This window comes from Neorhizobium sp. S3-V5DH, from assembly GCF_004343065.1.
GTDB lineage: Bacteria > Pseudomonadota > Alphaproteobacteria > Rhizobiales > Rhizobiaceae > Neorhizobium > Neorhizobium huautlense.
In genome coordinates, this window is sequence record NZ_SMCL01000027.1 from 1 (window position 1) to 18964 (window position 18964).

General features: G+C 61.3%; 17 protein-coding genes. 2 read left to right on the forward strand and 15 right to left on the reverse strand.

The window, feature by feature from the left end; all coding sequences use genetic code 11:
- Positions 1-149: 149 nt before the first annotated feature.
- The 14 genes from EDE09_RS24915 to EDE09_RS24980 form a co-directional block, all read right to left on the reverse strand.
- A complete protein-coding gene (locus tag EDE09_RS24915) occupies positions 150-1742 on the reverse strand; it encodes a LysM peptidoglycan-binding domain-containing M23 family metallopeptidase (RefSeq protein WP_112800244.1) in 1593 nt (530 codons plus the stop codon).
- Between the two features lie 160 nt (positions 1743-1902).
- A complete protein-coding gene (locus tag EDE09_RS24920) occupies positions 1903-2556 on the reverse strand; it encodes a protein-L-isoaspartate(D-aspartate) O-methyltransferase (protein ID WP_112800241.1) in 654 nt (217 codons plus the stop codon).
- Positions 2553-3323 (reverse strand): 5'/3'-nucleotidase SurE, encoded by a 771-nt coding sequence (gene surE, locus EDE09_RS24925; protein WP_105374865.1) that lies wholly within the window; start codon positions 3321-3323, stop codon positions 2553-2555. Before surE ends, EDE09_RS24920 begins: the two co-directional genes overlap by 4 nt.
- Positions 3323-4606 (reverse strand): serine--tRNA ligase, encoded by a 1284-nt coding sequence (serS, locus tag EDE09_RS24930; RefSeq protein WP_132413197.1) that lies wholly within the window; start codon positions 4604-4606, stop codon positions 3323-3325. The genes surE and serS overlap by 1 nt, the downstream gene beginning before the upstream one ends.
- 54 nt (positions 4607-4660) lie before the next feature.
- Entirely contained in the window at positions 4661-5485 is an 825-nt protein-coding gene (gene tatC / locus EDE09_RS24935) for a twin-arginine translocase subunit TatC (RefSeq protein ID WP_105374863.1), read from the reverse strand.
- On the reverse strand, positions 5482-6189 hold the full coding sequence (gene tatB / locus EDE09_RS24940) for a Sec-independent protein translocase protein TatB (protein ID WP_105374862.1): 708 nt from the start codon (positions 6187-6189) through the stop codon (positions 5482-5484). The genes tatC and tatB overlap by 4 nt, the downstream gene beginning before the upstream one ends.
- Positions 6190-6222: 33 nt before the next feature.
- The gene (locus tag EDE09_RS24945; RefSeq protein WP_105374861.1) at positions 6223-6444 is read right to left on the reverse strand and encodes a twin-arginine translocase TatA/TatE family subunit; all 222 of its coding nucleotides are present in this window, start codon (positions 6442-6444) and stop codon (positions 6223-6225) included.
- A gap of 39 nt (positions 6445-6483) precedes the next feature.
- Positions 6484-7578, reverse strand: a complete 1095-nt coding sequence (locus EDE09_RS24950) for an ABC transporter ATP-binding protein (RefSeq protein ID WP_112800237.1) — start codon at positions 7576-7578, stop codon at positions 6484-6486.
- 49 nt (positions 7579-7627) lie between these two features.
- Positions 7628-8311: an SMC-Scp complex subunit ScpB gene (scpB, locus tag EDE09_RS24955; RefSeq protein ID WP_112800357.1), complete on the reverse strand. Its 684-nt coding sequence runs from the start codon at positions 8309-8311 to the stop codon at positions 7628-7630.
- A gap of 29 nt (positions 8312-8340) precedes the next feature.
- A complete protein-coding gene (locus tag EDE09_RS24960; RefSeq protein WP_112800235.1) occupies positions 8341-9189 on the reverse strand; it encodes a ScpA family protein in 849 nt (282 codons plus the stop codon).
- Positions 9190-9215: 26 nt separating this feature from the next.
- Positions 9216-10232, reverse strand: a complete 1017-nt coding sequence (nagZ, locus tag EDE09_RS24965) for a beta-N-acetylhexosaminidase (protein ID WP_112800233.1) — start codon at positions 10230-10232, stop codon at positions 9216-9218.
- 77 nt (positions 10233-10309) lie between these two features.
- The gene (locus tag EDE09_RS24970) at positions 10310-13351 is read right to left on the reverse strand and encodes an SPOR domain-containing protein (RefSeq protein WP_112800231.1); all 3042 of its coding nucleotides are present in this window, start codon (positions 13349-13351) and stop codon (positions 10310-10312) included.
- A gap of 65 nt (positions 13352-13416) precedes the next feature.
- Complete coding sequence (gene argS / locus EDE09_RS24975) at positions 13417-15174, reverse strand: arginine--tRNA ligase (protein WP_112800229.1); 1758 nt, start codon at positions 15172-15174, stop codon at positions 13417-13419.
- Positions 15175-15236: 62 nt separating this feature from the next.
- Positions 15237-16454, reverse strand: a complete 1218-nt coding sequence (locus EDE09_RS24980; protein WP_112800227.1) for a deoxyguanosinetriphosphate triphosphohydrolase — start codon at positions 16452-16454, stop codon at positions 15237-15239.
- A gap of 149 nt (positions 16455-16603) precedes the next feature.
- On the opposite strand from EDE09_RS24980, the gene erpA reads away from it, so the two are divergent.
- Together erpA and xth are read left to right on the forward strand one after the other, a co-directional pair.
- Complete coding sequence (gene erpA / locus EDE09_RS24985) at positions 16604-16933, forward strand: iron-sulfur cluster insertion protein ErpA (protein ID WP_105374854.1); 330 nt, start codon at positions 16604-16606, stop codon at positions 16931-16933.
- Between the two features lie 70 nt (positions 16934-17003).
- On the forward strand, positions 17004-17792 hold the full coding sequence (gene xth / locus EDE09_RS24990) for an exodeoxyribonuclease III (protein WP_112800225.1): 789 nt from the start codon (positions 17004-17006) through the stop codon (positions 17790-17792).
- 12 nt (positions 17793-17804) lie between these two features.
- Here xth and exoR read toward each other — a convergent pair whose 3' ends face one another.
- Positions 17805-18599 carry an exopolysaccharide production regulator ExoR gene (gene exoR / locus EDE09_RS24995; RefSeq protein WP_105374852.1) on the reverse strand — a complete coding sequence of 265 codons (795 nt, stop codon included), beginning with the start codon at positions 18597-18599 and terminating at the stop codon, positions 17805-17807.
- Between the last annotated feature and the right edge of the window lie 365 nt (positions 18600-18964).

The following is an 18964-nucleotide window of genomic DNA, read 5'->3' on the forward strand; positions in this document are numbered from 1 at the left end:
TCGCCCTTCCGCAGTTGCGCTTCACTTCGCTCGCCATGACCAGCTTACGGTGGGACTTCCACCCACAAGAATGCGCCCATGCTGGGCGCACAACGCAAAAAAGCCCGGCACTGCCGGGCTTTTCCGCCGTCCCCTTGAAACGCACTACATTATTCAAGGAAGGTAATCGGGTTGACCGGGGTCGCGTCCTTGCGGACCTCGAAATGGACCTGCGGGCGCTTGGCGTCACCGCTCATGCCGGAAGAGGCGAGCGTCTGGCCGCGGGTGATTTTCTGGCCGCGCGTCACGTTGATGTTGCCCGCATGGCCGTAAACGGTGACCTTGCCGTCGTCGTGACGCACGAGAACCGTGTTGCCGAGCTGCTTCAAGCCGTTGCCGGCATAGATGACTACGCCGTTTTCGGCAGCCTTGATCGGCGTGCCTTCCGGGACCGAGATATCGATACCGTCATTGCGGTTTCCGTCGACATTCTGGCCGTAGCCCGCGACGACTGCGCCGTTCACCGGCCAGCGATACTTGCTGATGCCCGTGGATTGTGGTGCAGCGGCAGCAACATCCGACTTCTTCTCGACATCGGCGACCGATGCGGTCTCCGCGGGAGCCTTGGCGGCCGGCGCAGAAGCAGGCGTTGCCGGCTGAGCGGCGGCGGGCGCTGCGGCGACGGCAGGTTTCGGCGACGCGGCCGCCTTTTCAGTCGGCTGCTGCGGAATGGATGCCGTCTTGACCGGATCGGCTGCGGGCGCTGCGGCACCGTTTGCGACCTTCAGCGTCTGCCCCACCCGGATACCACCGGCGGAAAGATTGTTGGCAGCCTTGAGCTGGTCGACGGAGGTGCCGGTCTCCCGTGCGATCTTGGTAAGCGTATCGCCTGGCTTGACCGTGTAGGTGCCGCCCATGGGCTTCCCACCCGGAGGCGTGAGCTTGGCGGGCTCGGCAAGCGTCTTGTCGCGGGCCTGGGACGGAAGGACGGCGACCTTCTGCTCCGGCTGCTGTGCCGGCGCAGGCGCCTTGTTCTGAATGTCGATATCCCCGGCGGCGACCTTGGCCGAATTGCGCGCTGGCCCGAAGGTGGGGATCACGACGCTCTGGCCGGGGGCAACAGCTCCGCCGTTGGCCTTCAGGATCTCCTTTTCCGGCACGCCGTAACGCTTGGACAGTGTCGCCACCGTCTCGCCGGGCTTCAACGTCACCTTCGGCGCGTTGACCGTGGACCAGCCGGACATCGGCTTGACGGTTCCGGTCGTCAGGCTGTCGGCCTTGGCTGACGCAGCCGACGGAGCCGCGAGCTTCGGCGCTGAGGCCTGGCTGCTTGGGAATGGCTGGGCAAGGGCCTGCTGGCGGTTGGCCGGATCGCGAGCTGGAGGCGTCGCGCCAGGAGCCGCAAGCTCTGCACGCTGGACTGCGACGGGCGCTGAGGCCGCGCGAGCCGGCGAAGAATAACCACCGGAATTTGCTGGATAAGGCTGGTTCATAGCCGTGTTCCGCGAGCCATAGTCACCCTGCGGGACCGGAGGCAGAGCCTGGCCGCCGGCAAGTTCGGCCCTGGGAGTGGGCGCCTGACCATAGGCCCCGCCGCCCTGACGCTGCGGGATCGATGCCGTGGTAATATTATCGGACTTGGAGAAGAGGCCGGAGAAGCGGGTCGCATCCGAACTGCACCCCGTCGCCACACTGGCGAGAAGGCCCGCAACGGCGAACTTGGCAACGGACTTTCCGAATTTCGGAGAACTCTTATGACGCATGACTCGACCTACAGATACGCAACCATCGTGTGAGTCATTAAACCGCGTTAGTCTTACCGCCCGGTTAAAGCGGCCGGCTTAGATCGATTTTTTTGTCAAATTGATAACCATGACGTCCAGAGCTATCGCAGCCATGGAACAATCGGCTGGATCGAGATCTTCAGAGCGCCGCGGCCACATGCGGAATGATCGGCAGGTAGGGCACCGTGAACAGGTCCTCCCGCTCGAACCGGCTGCCCGTCTTGGTGAGACGCGTCATCATGCAGGTCTCGTCATCAATCATCAGCGGCGCCACCATCGAGCCACCATGGGTAAGCTGCTCGGCATAAAAGCGCGGCAGCGACGGGAACGCCGCTGTCACGAAGATGCGATCGAAGGTGCCCTCGCCCGGCATGCCATTGCTGCCGTCGGCCTGGCGCACGACGACATTGCGGAGATCCAGGGCATCCATGCGCTCCTGCGCGGCGGCAACCAGGGTGCGGTAACGCTCGACGCTTAGAACCCGCTCCGCGATGCGACCCATGACCGCTGCGGTAAAACCGCTGCCCGTGCCGATTTCGAGCACACGGTGTCCGGGCTTGACCTGCAGGCGGTGCAAAAGCCTGACGGCAAGATCGGCACCTTCCATGAAAGATCCGCAGTCGATCGGGACGGTGCGGCTGGAATAGGCATCGTCCGCGAGGGGGGCGGGCACGAATTGCGAACGCGGCGTCTGCTCGACGGCAGTCAGAAGATCGAGGTCGGAAATACCTTCCGACCTGAGACGCAGCACCAGCGCCGCGAAGCCTTCCTTTTCGACCATGCCCGATTTCAATCGGCCGCTCCAAATCCCAATGCCTTGGCCACACGATCCTGAACCGAATGATCGGTCAGGTCCAGCTTAAGGGGCGTCACGGAGATCTTGTTTTCCTTGAGGGCCTGGATATCGGTTCCATCGCGGAAATGGCCTTTCCGCTCGCCGAAACGCAACCAGTAGTAAGGCAGGCCTCGGCCGTCGTTTCGAGCATCGATCGTCAGGCCGAAATCGAGCTTGCCCTGGGAGGTCACCTCCACGCCCTGAACGTCCTTCGGTTCGCAATTCGGAAAGTTGAGGTTGAGGAATGTGCCGTCAGGCAATTCCACGTCGCTCAATTTCCGAATCAAGTCCGGAGCAAAGGATTCCGCCACTTCCCATGGCGCGAAGCGACCGTTCTCGCGGCGCACGGCCTGACTCAGAGCAAAAGAACGCACACCCTGGAGCGTCCCTTCGATCGCGCCCGCGATCGTTCCCGAATAAGTCACGTCGTCGGCCATGTTGGCCCCGTCGTTGACGCCGGAAAGCACGAGGTCCGGCTTTTCCGGCAGGATTTCGCGGATGCCCATGATGACGCAATCGGTCGGCGTGCCGCGCAAGGCAAAGTGCTTTTCGCTGATCTTGCGGAGCCGCAGCGGCTCGGACAGCGTCAGCGAATGGGCAAGACCGCTCTGGTCCGTTTCCGGCGCGACGATCCAGACATCGTCGGAAAGCTGCCTTGCGATGCGCTCCAGCACCGCGAGACCTTCCGCATGGATGCCATCGTCATTGGTCAGGAGGATACGCATCAGTTCGCCCGCTCGATCTTGGTGATGCCGCCCATGTAAGGCAGCAGCGCGTCGGGAACGGTGATGGATCCGTCTTCGTTGAGGTAGTTCTCCATGACTGCAATCAGGCAACGCCCGACGGCGACGCCGGAACCGTTCAGCGTGTGCACGAACCTGAGGTTCTTGTCATCCTTGACACGATAGCGGGCGTTCATCCGGCGGCCCTGGAAATCACCGCAAACGGAGCAGGAGGAGATTTCGCGGTAGGTGTCCTGACCGGGCAGCCAGACCTCGATGTCGTAGGTCTTGCGGGCACCGAATCCCATATCGCCGGTGCAGAGCGTCATCGTGCGGAAATGCAATCCGAGCCGCTTCAATACATTCTCGGCGCATTCGGTCATCCGTTCATGCTCGGCGATCGAGCTGTCGGCATCGGTGATCGACACCAATTCGCATTTCCAGAACTGATGTTGGCGCAGCATTCCGCGGGTATCGCGGCCGGCCGAACCGGCCTCCGAGCGGAACGACGGGGTGAGTGCGGTGAAGCGCAGCGGCAGCTTTTCCTGCTCCAGCGTCTCCCCCGAGACCAGGTTGGTGAGGGTCACTTCGGCGGTCGGAATCAGCCAACGGCCATCGGTCGTCCTGAACAAATCCTCGGCGAACTTCGGCAGTTGCCCGGTACCATACATGGCCTCGTCACGAACCATCAGCGGCGATGAGACCTCCGTATAGCCATGCTCCGTCGTATGCATGTCGAGCATGAACTGGCCGAGCGCGCGCTCCATCCTGGCGAGTTGGCTGGTCAGCACGGTGAAACGAGCACCGGAGAGCTTTGCCGCACGCTCGAAGTCCATATAACCGAGCACCTCGCCGATCTCGAAATGCTCCTTGGCGGCGTGGTTCCAGCGCGGCTTCTCGCCCACCACGCGCTTCACGACATTGTCGTGCTCGTCCTTGCCGACCGGCACGTCATCAAGCGGAATGTTGGGGACCCGCGACAGTGCATCGTCAAGCGCAGCAACGGCCTCCCGCTCCTCCTGTTCGGCGGCGGGCATGGTGTCCTTGATCTGCGCGACTTCGGCTTTCAGCTTCTCGGCAAGCTCGGAATTCTTCTGTCCGAGCGCAATCCCGATCTCCTTGGAGGCGGCGTTACGGCGGGATTGCATGTCCTGCAGCTTCTGGATGACGGAACGGCGCTTGTCGTCAAGCGACAGAAGCGTTGCCGCCATAGGCTCTGCTCCGCGCTTCTTCAGCGCTTCGTCCAGAGCTGCTTCGTTTTCCCTGATCCACTTGATATCGAGCATCGTTCCTTGCCTTTGAAGCGTGATGCCGCCAACTCGCAAGCAGGACCGGAAGGATCAAGCCTTTTCCGTCTCCGCAACGTCCGAAGAGGCTTGCTCAGCAAGGGCTTGGTCAGCACGTTTGCGCTCGACGAGTCGTGCGGCGTAGATGGAAATCTCGTAGAGAAGGATGGTGGGCAGCGCAAGGCCGATCTGAGACATCGGGTCCGGCGGCGTGAGCACGGCGGCAACCACGAAAGCGATGACGATCGCGAACTTGCGCTTTTCCCTCAGCCATTGGCTGGTCAGCAACCCGACCCGCGCAAGCAGCGTCGTGACGACCGGCAGCTGGAAGACCAGGCCGAAAGACAGGACCAGCGTCATGATCAGACTCAGATATTCCGAAACACGCGGCAGCAGCGAGATGGCGACATCGCCTTCCCCCGGCGCCTGCTGCATGGCAAGGAAGAACCACATGACCATTGGCGTAAAGAAGAAATAAACCAGCGCACCGCCCATCAGGAACAGGATCGGGGACGCGACGAGGAACGGCAGAAAGGCCGCTCGCTCGTTCTTATAGAGACCAGGCGCCACGAACTTGTAGAGCTGCGAGGCGATAACCGGAAAGGCGATCACCAGCGCGCCAAACATTGCCACCTTCACCTGGGTGAAGAAGAACTCCTGCGGCGCCGTGTAGATCAGTTCGGATTTCGCGAGATCGAGTCCTGCCCACACGACCGCCCATTTGTAAGGGACGACGAGCAGGTTGAAGAGCTGCTTTGCAAAGAAGAAGCAGATCACGAAAGCAACGAAAAACGCCCCGATCGACCACATCAGGCGGGTACGCAGCTCGATCAGATGCTCCATCAGAGGCTGCGGTTTGTCTTCGTAATCACCGCTCATGCGTCACCCTTCGGGGTATCAGTCTTCTTCGCCGCACGTCTGCGAGCCGGCGCCTTGGCGGCAACCTCTTCGGCAACCCGGGGAGCGGGCTTTGCAGCGCGGCCGCGCTGCGGCTTTTCGGCCGCCCCCGCCGAGGGTTCAGGCGCGGCAGCAGGCTTGGTCTTGGCAGCAGTCTTACGAGAGGGCTTCGGCTTCTCGGCTGGAGATCCGGCAGCCGCCGACGGAGGCCGGTCAGGTCCCGAGAGCGGAGCGGAGACAGGCGGCGCGGTTGACGGCAGGGTCAAAGAGGGCGCCGACACATTTGCCGCGTTTTTTGCTTCAGCGGCCGCCTCGCCCGTCGTCACACCTTCGACCGCCTGCCGAGCCTCGATGTCGGTCGGCACCACGTCAGGTGTTGGCACATGCGTCGTCTTCTGCAAATCCGCCCTGATCTCCTCGCCCATCTGCCGCAGCGGATTGATTGCATCCCGTAGCGCGTTGGACGGGTTCAGGCGCTGGGCGTCGGAGATCGTCTTGCGGACGTCATCAAGTTCCGACTCCCGCAATGCCTCGTCGAATTGCGTTCGAAAATCACCCGCCATCTTGCGCAAATTCGCTGTCATCTTGCCAAACGCCCTCAGCATGGGCGGCAAGTCCTTGGGACCTACGACGACGATAAGAACGATCGCAATGACAAGTAGCTCGGTCCAGCCGATATCAAGCATGCTAATGAGGCTCCTGGAGCCCGGCCACCGTTATCAGGACCGGGTGGTTTCCTTGGCCTCGTCCGGCTTGTGATCGACTGTCTTCGCAGTCGTCGTACCATTTGCCTCCGGAGCATCGTCTTCGGTGATGCCCTTCTTGAAGCTCTTGATGCCTTTTGCGACGTCGCCCATCAATTCCGGAATCTTGCCGCGTCCGAAGAGAACGAGCACGATGACCAGAACGATCAGCCAGTGCCACACACTAAAAGAACCCATAGTCTACTCCATTAGAACCGTATTATCGATGTAAGCTCTTTATGGTGCTTTTTCAAACACCAAAATGTCTCGGGGCGCGACCGTTACAGAGACGTCGTGAACCCCCGGCGCAACTCGACCGGCGCGCACCCGGGCGCGGATGGGATCGTCGCTTCCGGCAACCGCAAGGGTGAGCAATTCTACAATCCCCAGGAACCTGCGCGACAGGATGCGGGCTTCGACCGCGCCCCCTTCAGCAGCGACATCGACATCAGACAGTCTTACTGCTACGGAGACCTGACTGCCTTCAGCCAACCCCTCTGCCGGCGCCGTGCCTAACGGCGTCTGGGCTGCACCATCCTTGACGACACCCGACAACTCATTGATTTCCGAAAAGAAAGCGGCGGCAAACAAGCTGCAAGGGCGGTTGTAGAGATCGGCCGGCGCGCCTAGCTGCACAAGGGATCCGTCCCTTAGAAGCGCAATCCGGTCTGCCATCCGCATAGCCTCCTCGGCATCATGCGTGACAACGATCGCCGTTGCGCGACTCTCCTTCAGGATCGTCAATGTGTCAGTCCGGATGGTATCCTTTAACCTGGAGTCGAGGCCGGAAAAGGGCTCATCCATCAAAAGTACGCCCGGCCTCGGCGCCAGCGCACGGGCAAGCGCGACGCGCTGCTGCTCCCCGCCCGAGAGCGCGTGGGGATATTTTGCCGCGTGGTGCGACAAGCCGACGCGCTCCAATGCGGCTCCGGCTTCCGCGATTGCCTCTTTGGCAGAGAGCGCCGTCAACCCGAAGCGAACGTTTTCCAGCACCGTCATATGTGGAAAGAGTGCGAAATCCTGGAACATCAGCCCAACGCCGCGCTTTTCCGGAGGTAGGAAACCTTGCGGACCAGCAACTTCGCGGCCGTCGATGACGATCCGGCCATGGCTTTGAGCCTCTAAACCCGCGGCAATCCGCAGCAAGGTCGTCTTGCCGGAGCCGGAGGGACCGAGCAGGCACAGGACTTCTCCGGGTTCCGCCGCGAGCGAGATCCCGCGAATCGTCTCCTTGCCATGGTAGGAATGCCGGATATCCTCGAACGCCAGGCGCGACGCGAAAGTGACGCCCGTCTTTCGTCTGGTCTCCCCGCTGGCCGTCTGTGTGGTCATGACAATGCCCGTTTGCACCCGCAGTTCGGGCTGTTTCGACAGTTCGACGCTATTCGTCCGCTTCCCCGCCGGGTGTCAAGAGCCCAAGCTCCTCGAGGTCGAGCTGCGTGATCGGATCCTCGTCCTCCGCAAGCTCGTCGACATTCTGCGGTATCGGTATGGCAAAGCCCGGAGGGATGCGACCGGAGAGAAGGCCGGCCGCCTTCAATTCTTCGAGACCCGGCAGGTCGCGCAGCTCCTCAAGGCCGAAATGGTCGAGGAATTCCACGGTCGTGCCGAGCGTCACAGGGCGCCCCGGCGTTCGACGGCGGCCGCGGAAGCGCACCCAGCCGGCTTCCATCAGCACGTCGAGCGTGCCTTTGGATGTCTGGACGCCGCGGATCTCCTCGATCTCGGCACGCGTGACCGGCTGGTGATAGGCGATGATCGCCAGCACCTCGAGCGCCGCCCGCGATAGTTTCTTTGCCTCGTTCTCATCCTTGCGGATGACGAACGAGAGGTCCGCCGCCGTACGAAAGGCCCACCGATCGCCCGTCCTGATGAGGTTAACGCCACGCGGCGCATAGGCCTCCATCAGCCGACGCATCACAGCGCCGACATCGGTGCCGCGCGGCAGGCGTTCGGAAAGAAAGGCTTCCGGAACCGGCTCGGAGGAGGCAAAGACCAGCGCCTCCGCTATCCGCTCGACCTCGATCAGCGACATCGGCTCGGTTTCGCCTTCTTCGGTTTCCATCACCGGCAGATCGTCATCCTCGTCAGGCGTCAATCGACGTCTCCTGCCATGGCTTGCAGCAGGGGGTTCGTCGTTCCCGAGGATTGCCCCTTGCGCAAATAGATCGGCTGAAATGCCCCATCCTGGCGAATTTCGAGCCTGCCCTCGCGCACCAGTTCCAACGATGCGGCAAAGGCGCTCGCGGTTGCGGTGATCCGGTCCTCCGGCGGCAGATAAGGCAACAGATAGTGTTGCAGCGCTGTCCAATCGGCGATTTCGCCGAGCATCCGGGTCAACAGGTTGCGAGCGTCGGCCAGCGACCAGACTTTGCGCTTTTCGATCGTCACCTGCGTAACCGCGCCGCGTTGCCGCAGATTGGCATAGGCCGAGAGGAGATCGTAAAGCGTGGCGTCATAGGCAGACTGCACCCGATGCGGAATATGCTCCGGCGCGCCGCGGGCGAATACGTCACGGCCGAGGCGATTGCGATTGACAAGCCGCGTTGCCGCTTCCCGCATCGCCTCCAGCCGCTTCAGACGGAAGGCGAGCGTTGCCGCCATCTCCTCGCCGCTCGGGCCGTCATCGCCCCTTGCCTGCTGCGGTATGAGGAGTTTGGATTTCAGATACGCCAGCCAGGCAGCCATGACGAGATAATCGGCCGCGAGTTCTATGCGCACCCGTCTGGCACTCTCGATGAACTGGAGATATTGCTCTGCCAGCGCCAGCACGGAAATGCGGGCAAGATCGACCTTCTGGTTGCGGGCAAGATGAAGCAGCAGGTCGAGCGGACCTTCGAAACCACCGACATCAATCACCAGCGCCGGATCGTCTGCGGCCCGTTCCGGTTCTTGCCACAGCTTGTCCATCGGAATGGCATTCTGCGATGTCGTCACGGCCATTCCCAACCTCACTCTGTCCGTCGCCGTCAGGAGACGGCAAGCAGCCCATGAAACTCGGCGCGCAGAGCCGATTCGTCAGCCCCATCACCCCGCCCGAAGGCTCGCTCTACCGCTTCGGCGCGCCTCAGCGCCTCGCCGGCGAGCGGGATCGCCTCCTTCACCACGGCTTTCATTTCTTCCATGACGCCGTTGCAATGCAAGATAATATCGCAACCACCCCCAACGATTCTCGCTGCACGCTCTCCGATCGTGCCCTTCAGAGCGTTCATCGAGGTGTCGTCGGACATCAAGAGGCCGTCGAAGCCGATATGGCCGCGGATGACTTCCTCGATCACCTTTCGAGAAATGGTCGCCGGTTCGGCTGGATCGATCGCCGTAAAGACGATGTGCGCGCTCATCGCCATAAGCTCGTCCTTGAGCGCCATGAACGGCAGGAAATCGTGCGCTTCGAGCTCGGCCCGGGAGGCGGCGACAACAGGCAGTTCATGGTGAGAATCCGCCATGCCGCGTCCGTGGCCTGGGATATGCTTCATGACCGGCAGCATGCCGCCGGCCTTCAGTCCCGCCGCCGCCGCCCGGCCCATGTCCGACACGGTCTTCGGATCGAACCCATAGGCACGATCGCCGATCACGTTGCTTGCCCCCTCGATCGGCACGTCGAGTACCGGCAGGCAATCGACGTTGATACCAAATTTCATGAGGTCGAAGGCATGCAGACGCGACATCAGCCATGCGGCGCGCAGTCCCTTGGACCGGTCCCGTCTATAGAGCTCGCCAAGTGCGGCGGCCGAGGGATAACGCTCGATCATCGGCGGCCGGATGCGCTGCACGCGGCCCCCTTCCTGATCGATCAGCACCGGCGCTTCAGGCCTCCCAACTGCGTCGCGCATGGCTGCGACGAGATCGGAAATCTGCTTCGGCTCGAGGCAGTTGCGGGCAAACAGGATAAAGCCCCAGGGACGTTCATCCCTATAAAGCGCGATTTCGTCGGCGGTGAGGGTCGGGCCGCTCGAGCCCAGGATCATGGCTTTTGATTCGGTCATGGCGCCATCTTAGTCGATGGAAGCCCAAACGAAAAACGGGGCGCCAAGCGCCCCGCCTTTCCATTCATTGCTGTTGCCTATCTTGCGACAAGGCAGCTTCCGCCGGCGGCGCGATATTTTTCGCAGAGCGCCACGGCATCGTTCTTGCCGCCTGCAGGAATGCGAACGCGATAGAACGTACCCTTGCCGGCAACTTCCGCGGCCTTGATATCGACGCCGCGGCCGCCAATCACGCTGCCGAATTTCGCTGACAGGCTCTGGTAGGATTTTTGGGCTTCGGCCTGCGACGGCAGCGACGCAATCTGGATCACGTAGCCACCTTCGCCGACGGGAGCCGCCTGGGCGGACGCCGAGGCAACCTGTTGAGAGGCAGGCTGGCCAGGAGCACGAATATTGCCCTGATCGGTCACCGCAGCAACCACATTGACCGGCTGTTCCGCCGGACGTGCCCTCGGAACAGGGGCCTTGATGACTGGCGCCGACGTCTCAACGGCGGGAACGGCAGCGGGTGCGGCCGCCTGGGTGGCAGCCGGGTCGACAACTGGCGACGCCGGAGCTGGCGTACCGGTATTCATCGGCTCGGGCGCGGCCGTTGTCGGTGCGGCAACCGGTGCGACATTCGCATTCGGCGCTGCCGAGACCGGCCGAGTTTGAACCGGCGTTGCGGGAGCGGAAACCGGAGAATTGGCGGGAACGGCTGCGACCTCCACCGGCTTCGTGCCGGCCGCGGGCAGCTTTTCGGTCTCCGGGGCGGCAAGCGCCGGGGCAGGAACTTCCTGTTCGACAAGCTTGCCGTCGGGCCGCACGATCATCGTCTTGACCTTGCGCGGCATGATGGTCACCGGCGGCTGCTCTGCCGCGGCGGTCTCCTGAGGTTCGTCCTGCGGCAGCAGGCGCGCATCCTTTGTGTCCGCCACTTCCACCGGTTCGATCTCGTTCTCACCTTCAAGCGGCAGCGAATCCGGCATCAGGGTCTTCTGGACGACATCCACCGGTTCCTCGCTGGAGGAAATCAATGTCGGCTGCTTCGGATCCTGGGCCGATACACCCGCAACGCGGTCGTAGACGGCCTTGTCCTGGTTCGGAACAGTCTTGCCGCCCGGGTTCTCCGGAGCGACTTTTATCGGGTCCGTATCAGCGGCGATAACGACCGGCTCGCCGCTTGCGACGTTACCGGGCGCACTGCTGCCCAACCACGCATAGGCACCGATGCCGCCGAGAATGACAACACCCACCAGAGCCAGCGGAACGGCAAAGCGGCCGACCGCAGAGCGACGCGCATTTTCCACGGTTGCCAGATAATCGGCCTCGCCGTAGTGCAGTTCTTCGTGTGCGGCCGGCTGCAACGGAGCCGAAAGGCTGCGGCGGAAATCTTCTTCCAGCGCCCGTTCGAAGTCGTCGAGGTCGGAATAGCTCGGCGGCTGGCTCGCCTGAACAGAGCGGTTTGCCGTCGCCGGCGCCATGGAAGCAATATCGACTTCCGGCTTGCGCGCGGGCGTCGGCTGCGCCTTTTCTGGCGTCATCAGGAGCGTCGCCAATTCGGCGTCGATATCGAGGTCGTAGTCCGGACGATAGGCCGGCGCCTGCTCGGGCTCCTCGGCCGGCAGCGACGGAACGTCGAGCTCGGCTATCGCCTCAACATGGTCTTCCGCATCGGCAATCTGGGCCGGATCGAAGGGGAGCTCGGCGACAAGATCCGTCTCCTCCCTCGCCTCCGGTTCCATCGCCGGAACTGCCACTGCTGAAGGCATGGTACGGGCAGCGGCAATTTCCGGCTCGTATGACACCGTTTCTGATTCCAGAGCAGGCCTGGCAGTTTGTTCGGGCTGTTTTTTCGTTTCTTCGACGATCAACTCGGCAAGGTCGAGCTCCAGATCATCGAGCGCGATCTCGAACTCGTCGTCGGAGAAGGGGTCGAATTCGTCGATCGCTGCGTCCTCTGCGGCCCGCGCCTCGATGGCCGGGGCAACAGCTACCGGAACAATCGTTTCCGGCGCAGGGTTCGCGGCGGGCACAGCGGCGACAGCCGCCGTGTCCTCGACAACGGCAGGTGAGTCGGGTTTCTCGCGGGTGGCAGCAAGCGAATATCGCTGAACGTCGTAGATCAGTTCGTCAAGTTCCGAAAACCGGCTCTCCGGTTCGGACCGAACCTCGGCTTGAGACGATGCGACAGCCGAGGGCTCGATCGAAGCCGGCGGAGCGGGCTCAGTGGCGACGGGCGAGACGGCAGCGGAAGCCGGAGCTTTTGCCTGTTCAAATTTCTCCGTCTGCGACGCCGTGACCGGCACTTCGTGGACAGGCGTGGTAGCGCCCAGAACCGGCAGATCCTCGAGCACCGGCAGGTCCAGGGCTTCTTCGACCGGCTGGGGCGCCACAGGCTGCGCACGTGGAGCCGGCTCCGGTGCCCGCGCAACGTTGAAATTTGCCAGCGGCATGCGGAAGCCCGGAATATAGCCGGTCTTGGCTCTCGGCTCCGGCTTTACCTCCGGCTCGCTGTCAACGGCGGGCTCGGAGCCAATGGAAGTCTCCAGCTCGGCAGCTAGGTCGAATTCATCATCAAATCCATCGACGGCCCCGGCTACGCCAGTCGACGGCGCTTCGGAAACGGCTTCGACGGCCGGCAGATCGGGCAGGTCGAAGACCGGCTCGATGCGATCGGCATCGGAAATTTCGGCAGCAGCCGGTTCCGAGGCGGATACGTCGCGATAGCTTCCGGCCGGATACGACGGCTCGTCATCGCTAACAGAGAAAGCTTCACCGTCTAAGCTGTCACGGTCGCCCGGCAGCAATGCCGGAGGATATTCCGCCGCAGTTTCCACGGCGCCATCGAATTCCGGCTCGGCAAACAAAACCGCACGCGGCGCGTCGTCAATGCTTATGTCGTGAATCGGGTCAAGACGCGGCGCATCGTAGCGTTCGAACTCCTGCAGGAGTTCGTCCTCCAGATTAAAAGCAGGGTCGCGACGAGACGAATAAGCATCATCGCCAAACGGCGACGCCTGCTTAGTGACGGGCCGATCTTCGTAACCTACAATGCGGGCAAGTTCGGCCAGCGGGTCATCATCGGCAAAGAAATCCGGCAAATCATTCCGGCTACGCGCAAGGTTGTTGTCTGCCATTACCTCGTCCACTCACCTACATTACAACGCATATGCCAGTGCAATGTGGGGAAATGGTGGCGATTCTAGCGCATTTCTTCTGGTGCTGCTGTGCCTGTTATAGCAAGTCCGGACTTCAAAACAGAGGCGACAGCATGCACCAGCCCAAGCCTGGCGACGCTCAATTGTCGGTTCTTATCGTTAACAAAGCGTAAGTCGGCATTTTCGGAGCCCTTGCTCCAATGGCCGTGGAAAGAACTTGCCAGATCATAGAGGTAAAATGCAAGTCGATGCGGCTCCTGCGCAACGGCCGCAGCCTCAACAACCCGTGGATATTCTGCAAGCTTGGCGATCAACCGCAACTCGTTCTCTTCGCAGATCAGGTTTGCGTGGGCCGCCAGATCGAGTGATTCGATATCGAGATCCGGAAATGCCTTCTGCGCCTGCCGGAACACCGACGCGCAACGGGCATGGGCATATTGCACGTAGAAGACCGGATTGTCCTTCGACTGCTCCGTCACCTTGGCAAAGTCGAAGTCGAGCGGCTCTGAACTCTTCCGGTAGAGCATCATGAAACGAACCGCGTCACGGCCGACCTCGTCGACCACTTCGCGCAGGGTCACGAAATTGCCGGAACGTTTGGACATCTTCACCGGCTCGCCATTGCGGAACAGCTTGACCAACTGACACAAAAGCACCGTCAGCTTGGCCTTGCCGCCGGAAACGGCACGCGCCAGCGCTTCCAGGCGTTTTACATACCCACCATGGTCCGCGCCGAGCACATAGATCATCTCGTCGTAGCCGCGGTCGAACTTGTCTTTGAAATAAGCAACGTCGGCTGCAAAATAGGTATAGCTTCCGTCGGACTTGATCAGCGGCCGATCGATGTCGTCGCCCACCTCGGTCGAACGGAATAACGTCTGCTCGCGATCTTCCCAATCCTCGGGCAGCTGCCCCTTCGGCGGCGGCAGGGTACCGCGATAGACATGCCCCTTGAAGGTCAGGTCATTGATGGCGGCGCGAATACGCTGCGCTCCACCGGCATGCAGTGCGCGTTCGGAAAAGAAGATGTCGTGGTGAACGTTCAGCGCATCGAGATCCTCGCGGATCATCGTCATCATAGCGTCGATCGCCTTGTCCTTGACGATAGGCAGCCAATCCTCTTCCGACATGTTATGCAGACGCGGGCCATATTCCTCGGCAAGCGCCTGTCCGACAGGAACCAGATAGTCTCCCGGATAGAGACCCGACGGGATTTCGCCGATCGTCTCTCCGAGCGCCTCGCGGTAGCGCAGGAAGACCGAACGCGCCAGCACGTCGATCTGGCTGCCCGCGTCGTTGATATAATATTCCTTGGTGACATCGTAGCCGGCGAATGCCATGAGGTTGGCAAGCGCGTCGCCCACCACCGCGCCACGGCAATGACCGACATGCATGGGTCCGGTGGGATTGGCCGAGACATATTCGACATTTGCTTTTTTGGACGCGCCGACAGTGGAACGGCCATAGCTTGTGCCCTGCTCGATCATCGAAGCCAGCAGGCGTTGCCAATAGCCGGTGGAAAGACGGATATTGATGAAGCCAGGGCCGGCAACGGACACTTCGCTGATATCAGGATCGTCACGCAACGCTACAGCGATAATATCGGCAAGCGCACGTGGATTCGTGCCAAGCGGCTTGGCCAGCACCATGGCCGCATTGGTTGCTACGTCGCCGTGGCTCTGGTCGCGCGGGGGTTCGACCGCAACACGCCCGAAATCGACTTCGCTTCGCTTTTCCTTGATAATATCAAGTTCTTCCAAAGCATTCTTAATTCTATTTTCGAAGTCGGCAAACAGATTCATATCACTCATCCGCGCAAGACTGCCGCGCGGGCCCTTGAAAAGCCGTTGTTGTTGGCGGCTGCCTATCGCAAATCGGGAGTCTGGTCAAACAGCTCGCCATGCGCCCTGACGGCATAGGTGTCGGTCATGCCGGCCAGATAATCGGCCACATGGCGGGCTTTTGCACCCTCGTTCAGGCCGGCAATGTGGTTCACCCAATAGTGGCTGCGCATAAGGGTCGGATCGTTCATGTAGGCGTTGAAGAGATCGGAGAGAATCTGGGCCGCGCCCGCACGAATTCGCATGATTTCGGGATGCCGGTAGATCCGCGAGAACAGAAGCTTCTTGATACAGCGATCGGTCTCGGCAACTTCGCCGGAAAAAGTGGCCATGACCTGATCGGAGTTGCGAACATCGTCGGCGCTCTGCGGCCGCAGCTTCCGCAGATTGTCCTGCGTGACGCCGATCACGTCCTCCACCATGTGGGTGATCTGCCGGCGAGTGATTTCGTAGGTGAAGCGGCTTGCTTCCAGATGCGGATAACGCTGCCTTACGTCCGCCATGACCTTGGCGAGGAAAGGGACATCCTCCAGCATCTCAAAGGTCAAAAGCCCCGAACGCAGGCCGTCATCGATATCGTGGGTATTGTAGGCGATATCGTCTGAAATCGCGGCGACCTGAGCTTCAAGGCTCGCATAGCTCGCCAGCTCCAGATCGTGCAGTTCGCAATAGTCACGAATCGGCTGCGGAACGGGCCCGCGGGTACCCTCACCCGTTTTGGTCAGGAGTGGGCCGTTGTGCTTGACGAGCCCCTCCAGGCTTTCCCAGGTGAGATTAAGGCCGTCGAACTCCGCATAATGGCGTTCCAGCTTGGTGACGATCCTGAGCGATTGGGCATTGTGGTCGAAGCCGCCATAGGGTTCGAGCAATTCGTGGAGTGCGTCCTCCCCCGTGTGTCCGAAGGGCGTATGGCCAAAATCATGAACGAGCGCGACGCCCTCGGCCAAATCCTCGTCCAGCTTGAGGGCACGCGCGAGCGCTCGGGCAATTTGAGCAACTTCGATCGTGTGGGTGAGCCGCGTACGGTAATGATCGCCGTCGGGGCTGATAAAGACCTGAGTCTTGTGCTTCAAACGGCGGAATGCAGTCGTGTGGACGATACGATCGCGGTCGCGCTGGAACTCCGAACGCGTCAGACTGCTCGGCTCCGGAAAGAGCCGGCCGCGCGAAGCCCAGGGATTGGCGGCATAGGCGGCCCGTTCGCCGCTGCCAAAGCCGAGGGCACCGGTATCAATCGTCATTCGTTCACCTGTCTCTTCGTTCCAAGCCGGCCATTGACGCGCCGTTCAAGCCTTCATACCTATAGTGAAGCCGTGCGCAACGCCGGTGACGGGAATCTCCGGGATTTTGCCCGGAACTCACCGGGCCTTGAACCCGGCAGGAGACGGATATGGACATAAATGTAACTCTTTCGGATGCCGCCGCAAAGCGCATTACGGAAATCGTCGCCAGCGAAGAAGGCAAGCAGGCGCTGCGTGTCTCCGTCGAAGGCGGAGGGTGTTCCGGCTTTTCCTACAAGTTCGATCTCGCCGAAGCGCCGGAAGCCGACGATGTCGTCGTCGCCAATGGGGAAGCCAAGGTGCTGATCGACAGTCTTTCGCTCGTCTACATGGCCGGCTCCGAAATCGATTTCGTCGATAACCTGCTCGGCCAGTCCTTCCAGATCAGGAACCCGAATGCCGTCGCAAGCTGCGGCTGCGGTACGAGCTTCTCGGTCTGACACCGATCTTTGCCCTTCCCAACGCTTCCTCTTTCGCTAAAAGAGGAAGCGAAAGAGGAAGGGACGGCCCATGAAGATAGCCACCTGGAACATCAACGGCGTGAAGGCGCGCATCGACAATTTGCGTCAATGGCTTGCCGATTCCCAACCCGACATCGTCTGCCTTCAGGAGATCAAATCGGTCGACGAGAACTTTCCGCGGCTGGAAATCGAGGCGCTCGGCTATCACGTCGAGACGCATGGGCAGAAAGGCTTCAACGGAGTAGCCCTGTTGTCGAAGACCCGTCCCGACGAGGTGCTTCGCGGCCTGCCTGGCGGTGAAGGCGACGAGCAGTCCCGTTATATCGAAGGTGTTTTCTCCGTTGCAGGCGGGGCGATCCGCGTGGCGTCCATCTACCTGCCGAACGGCAATCCGGCCGAGGATCCGGTTAAATACCCCTATAAGCTTGCCTGGATGGAGCGGCTGCGGCGGCATGCTGAGGAGTGCCTATTACTCGAAGAGCCGCTGATCCTGGCCGGCGACTACAATGTCATTCCCGAACCGCACGATTGTTTCGACCCGGCGGTGTGGGCGACCGACGCGCTCTTCCTGCCCGAAACTCGCGCGGCTTTCCGGCGCCTGGAAAATCTCGGCCTTGTCGATGCCGTGCGCGCAACGACGGACGCGACGAAGCTTTATTCCTTCTGGGATTATCAGGCCGGCGCTTGGCAGAAGAACAACGGCATCCGCATCGACCACCTGCTCCTCTCGGCGGAAGCCCTCGACCGGCTGAAGTCCACCGCGATCGAAAAGCATGTGCGGGCTTGGGAAAAGCCGTCGGACCACGTGCCTGTCATCGGTATCTTCGATTTTGGCTGAAGCAGTGCGGGTCTAGTCGGCGCCCTGGGCAAATTGCTGCGAGAGCGCGACTGCTCCGCGGCGGTCCTCCTCACCGGCGACGGAGAAAGCCTGCTCCTGCAGCTGCTGCATCCAGTTGCACTCTTTGGCAGAACACTTGTCGAGCGCGGCCGTCATGAAAGCCAGTCCACGCACGGTCTGGCCCTCCTGGAAGAGCACGTTGCCGAAGACGGACATCGCGCCCGCGTGGCCGTTTTTGCGGGCCTGGTTCAGCCATTTCTTGGCCTGCTGGATATTGGCGGTGCCGCCCTCTCCCGCAAGGATCATCTTGGCCAGCTGGAACTGGGCTTCCGCCACGCCAAAGGTCGATGCCGCCTGGAAATAGAGCTGACGCGCCTGCGACAGGTCAGGCTTCACGGGGCTGCCGGGAATGCCGCGTCGATAATAATTTGCAAGCGACAACAGCGCGTTGATGAAGAAACTCGTATCTTCCGAGCCGGGCTCCACCCCCTGAGCGGCGATCTCGTTGTAGATCTTGAAGGCTTCGAAATCATCCTTCGCCACGCCGTCGCCATAGGCATACATATTGGCAAGCGCCCAGCGCGAGCCGGTATGGCCTTTCTCGGCCGCATACCGATAGGCCTCGACAGCGTCTTCCTTCTGGCCGTTCTTATAGGCCTTGAAGCCAAACTTGAAGAGATCGAACGGGCCTGACTCCTTGGTCACGCCGGACTTGATGTCAAAGGCCGAGGCCGAACCCGCCAATAGCGAGGCGAGCGACATTCCAAGAAGCAATACTCTCATGGATCCGATGTCAGACTTCGGCATGTTTCAGTTTCTTTCACTCTGCTGCGAAGCTACGCGGCAGGCGGCCGCAGCTCGAGCACTCCGTGTCTTTGCAGAGAGGCTTTGACGGGCATGTCCACCGGCCACTCCTCCTGACAGGCGTCGGAAACTGTACGTGCCGTTTTCGGCAACACTTGGACCCATTGCCGGTGGAAGTACGGCGAAGCATATCGGCGCCGATACACGGCTGCCGTTGTGCCAGAGCCCCGGCATTTCTTTGGAAAACCCGCCCATGATACTCCAAACTTGCGCCCCGCCCCCGCGGTCCGCCCCTGCTGTCCGTTTATCGCTGCGCTTCGTTTGTGGCGGGAAATGGACAGAACGCATCCTCTCGATGCGCCTGACGA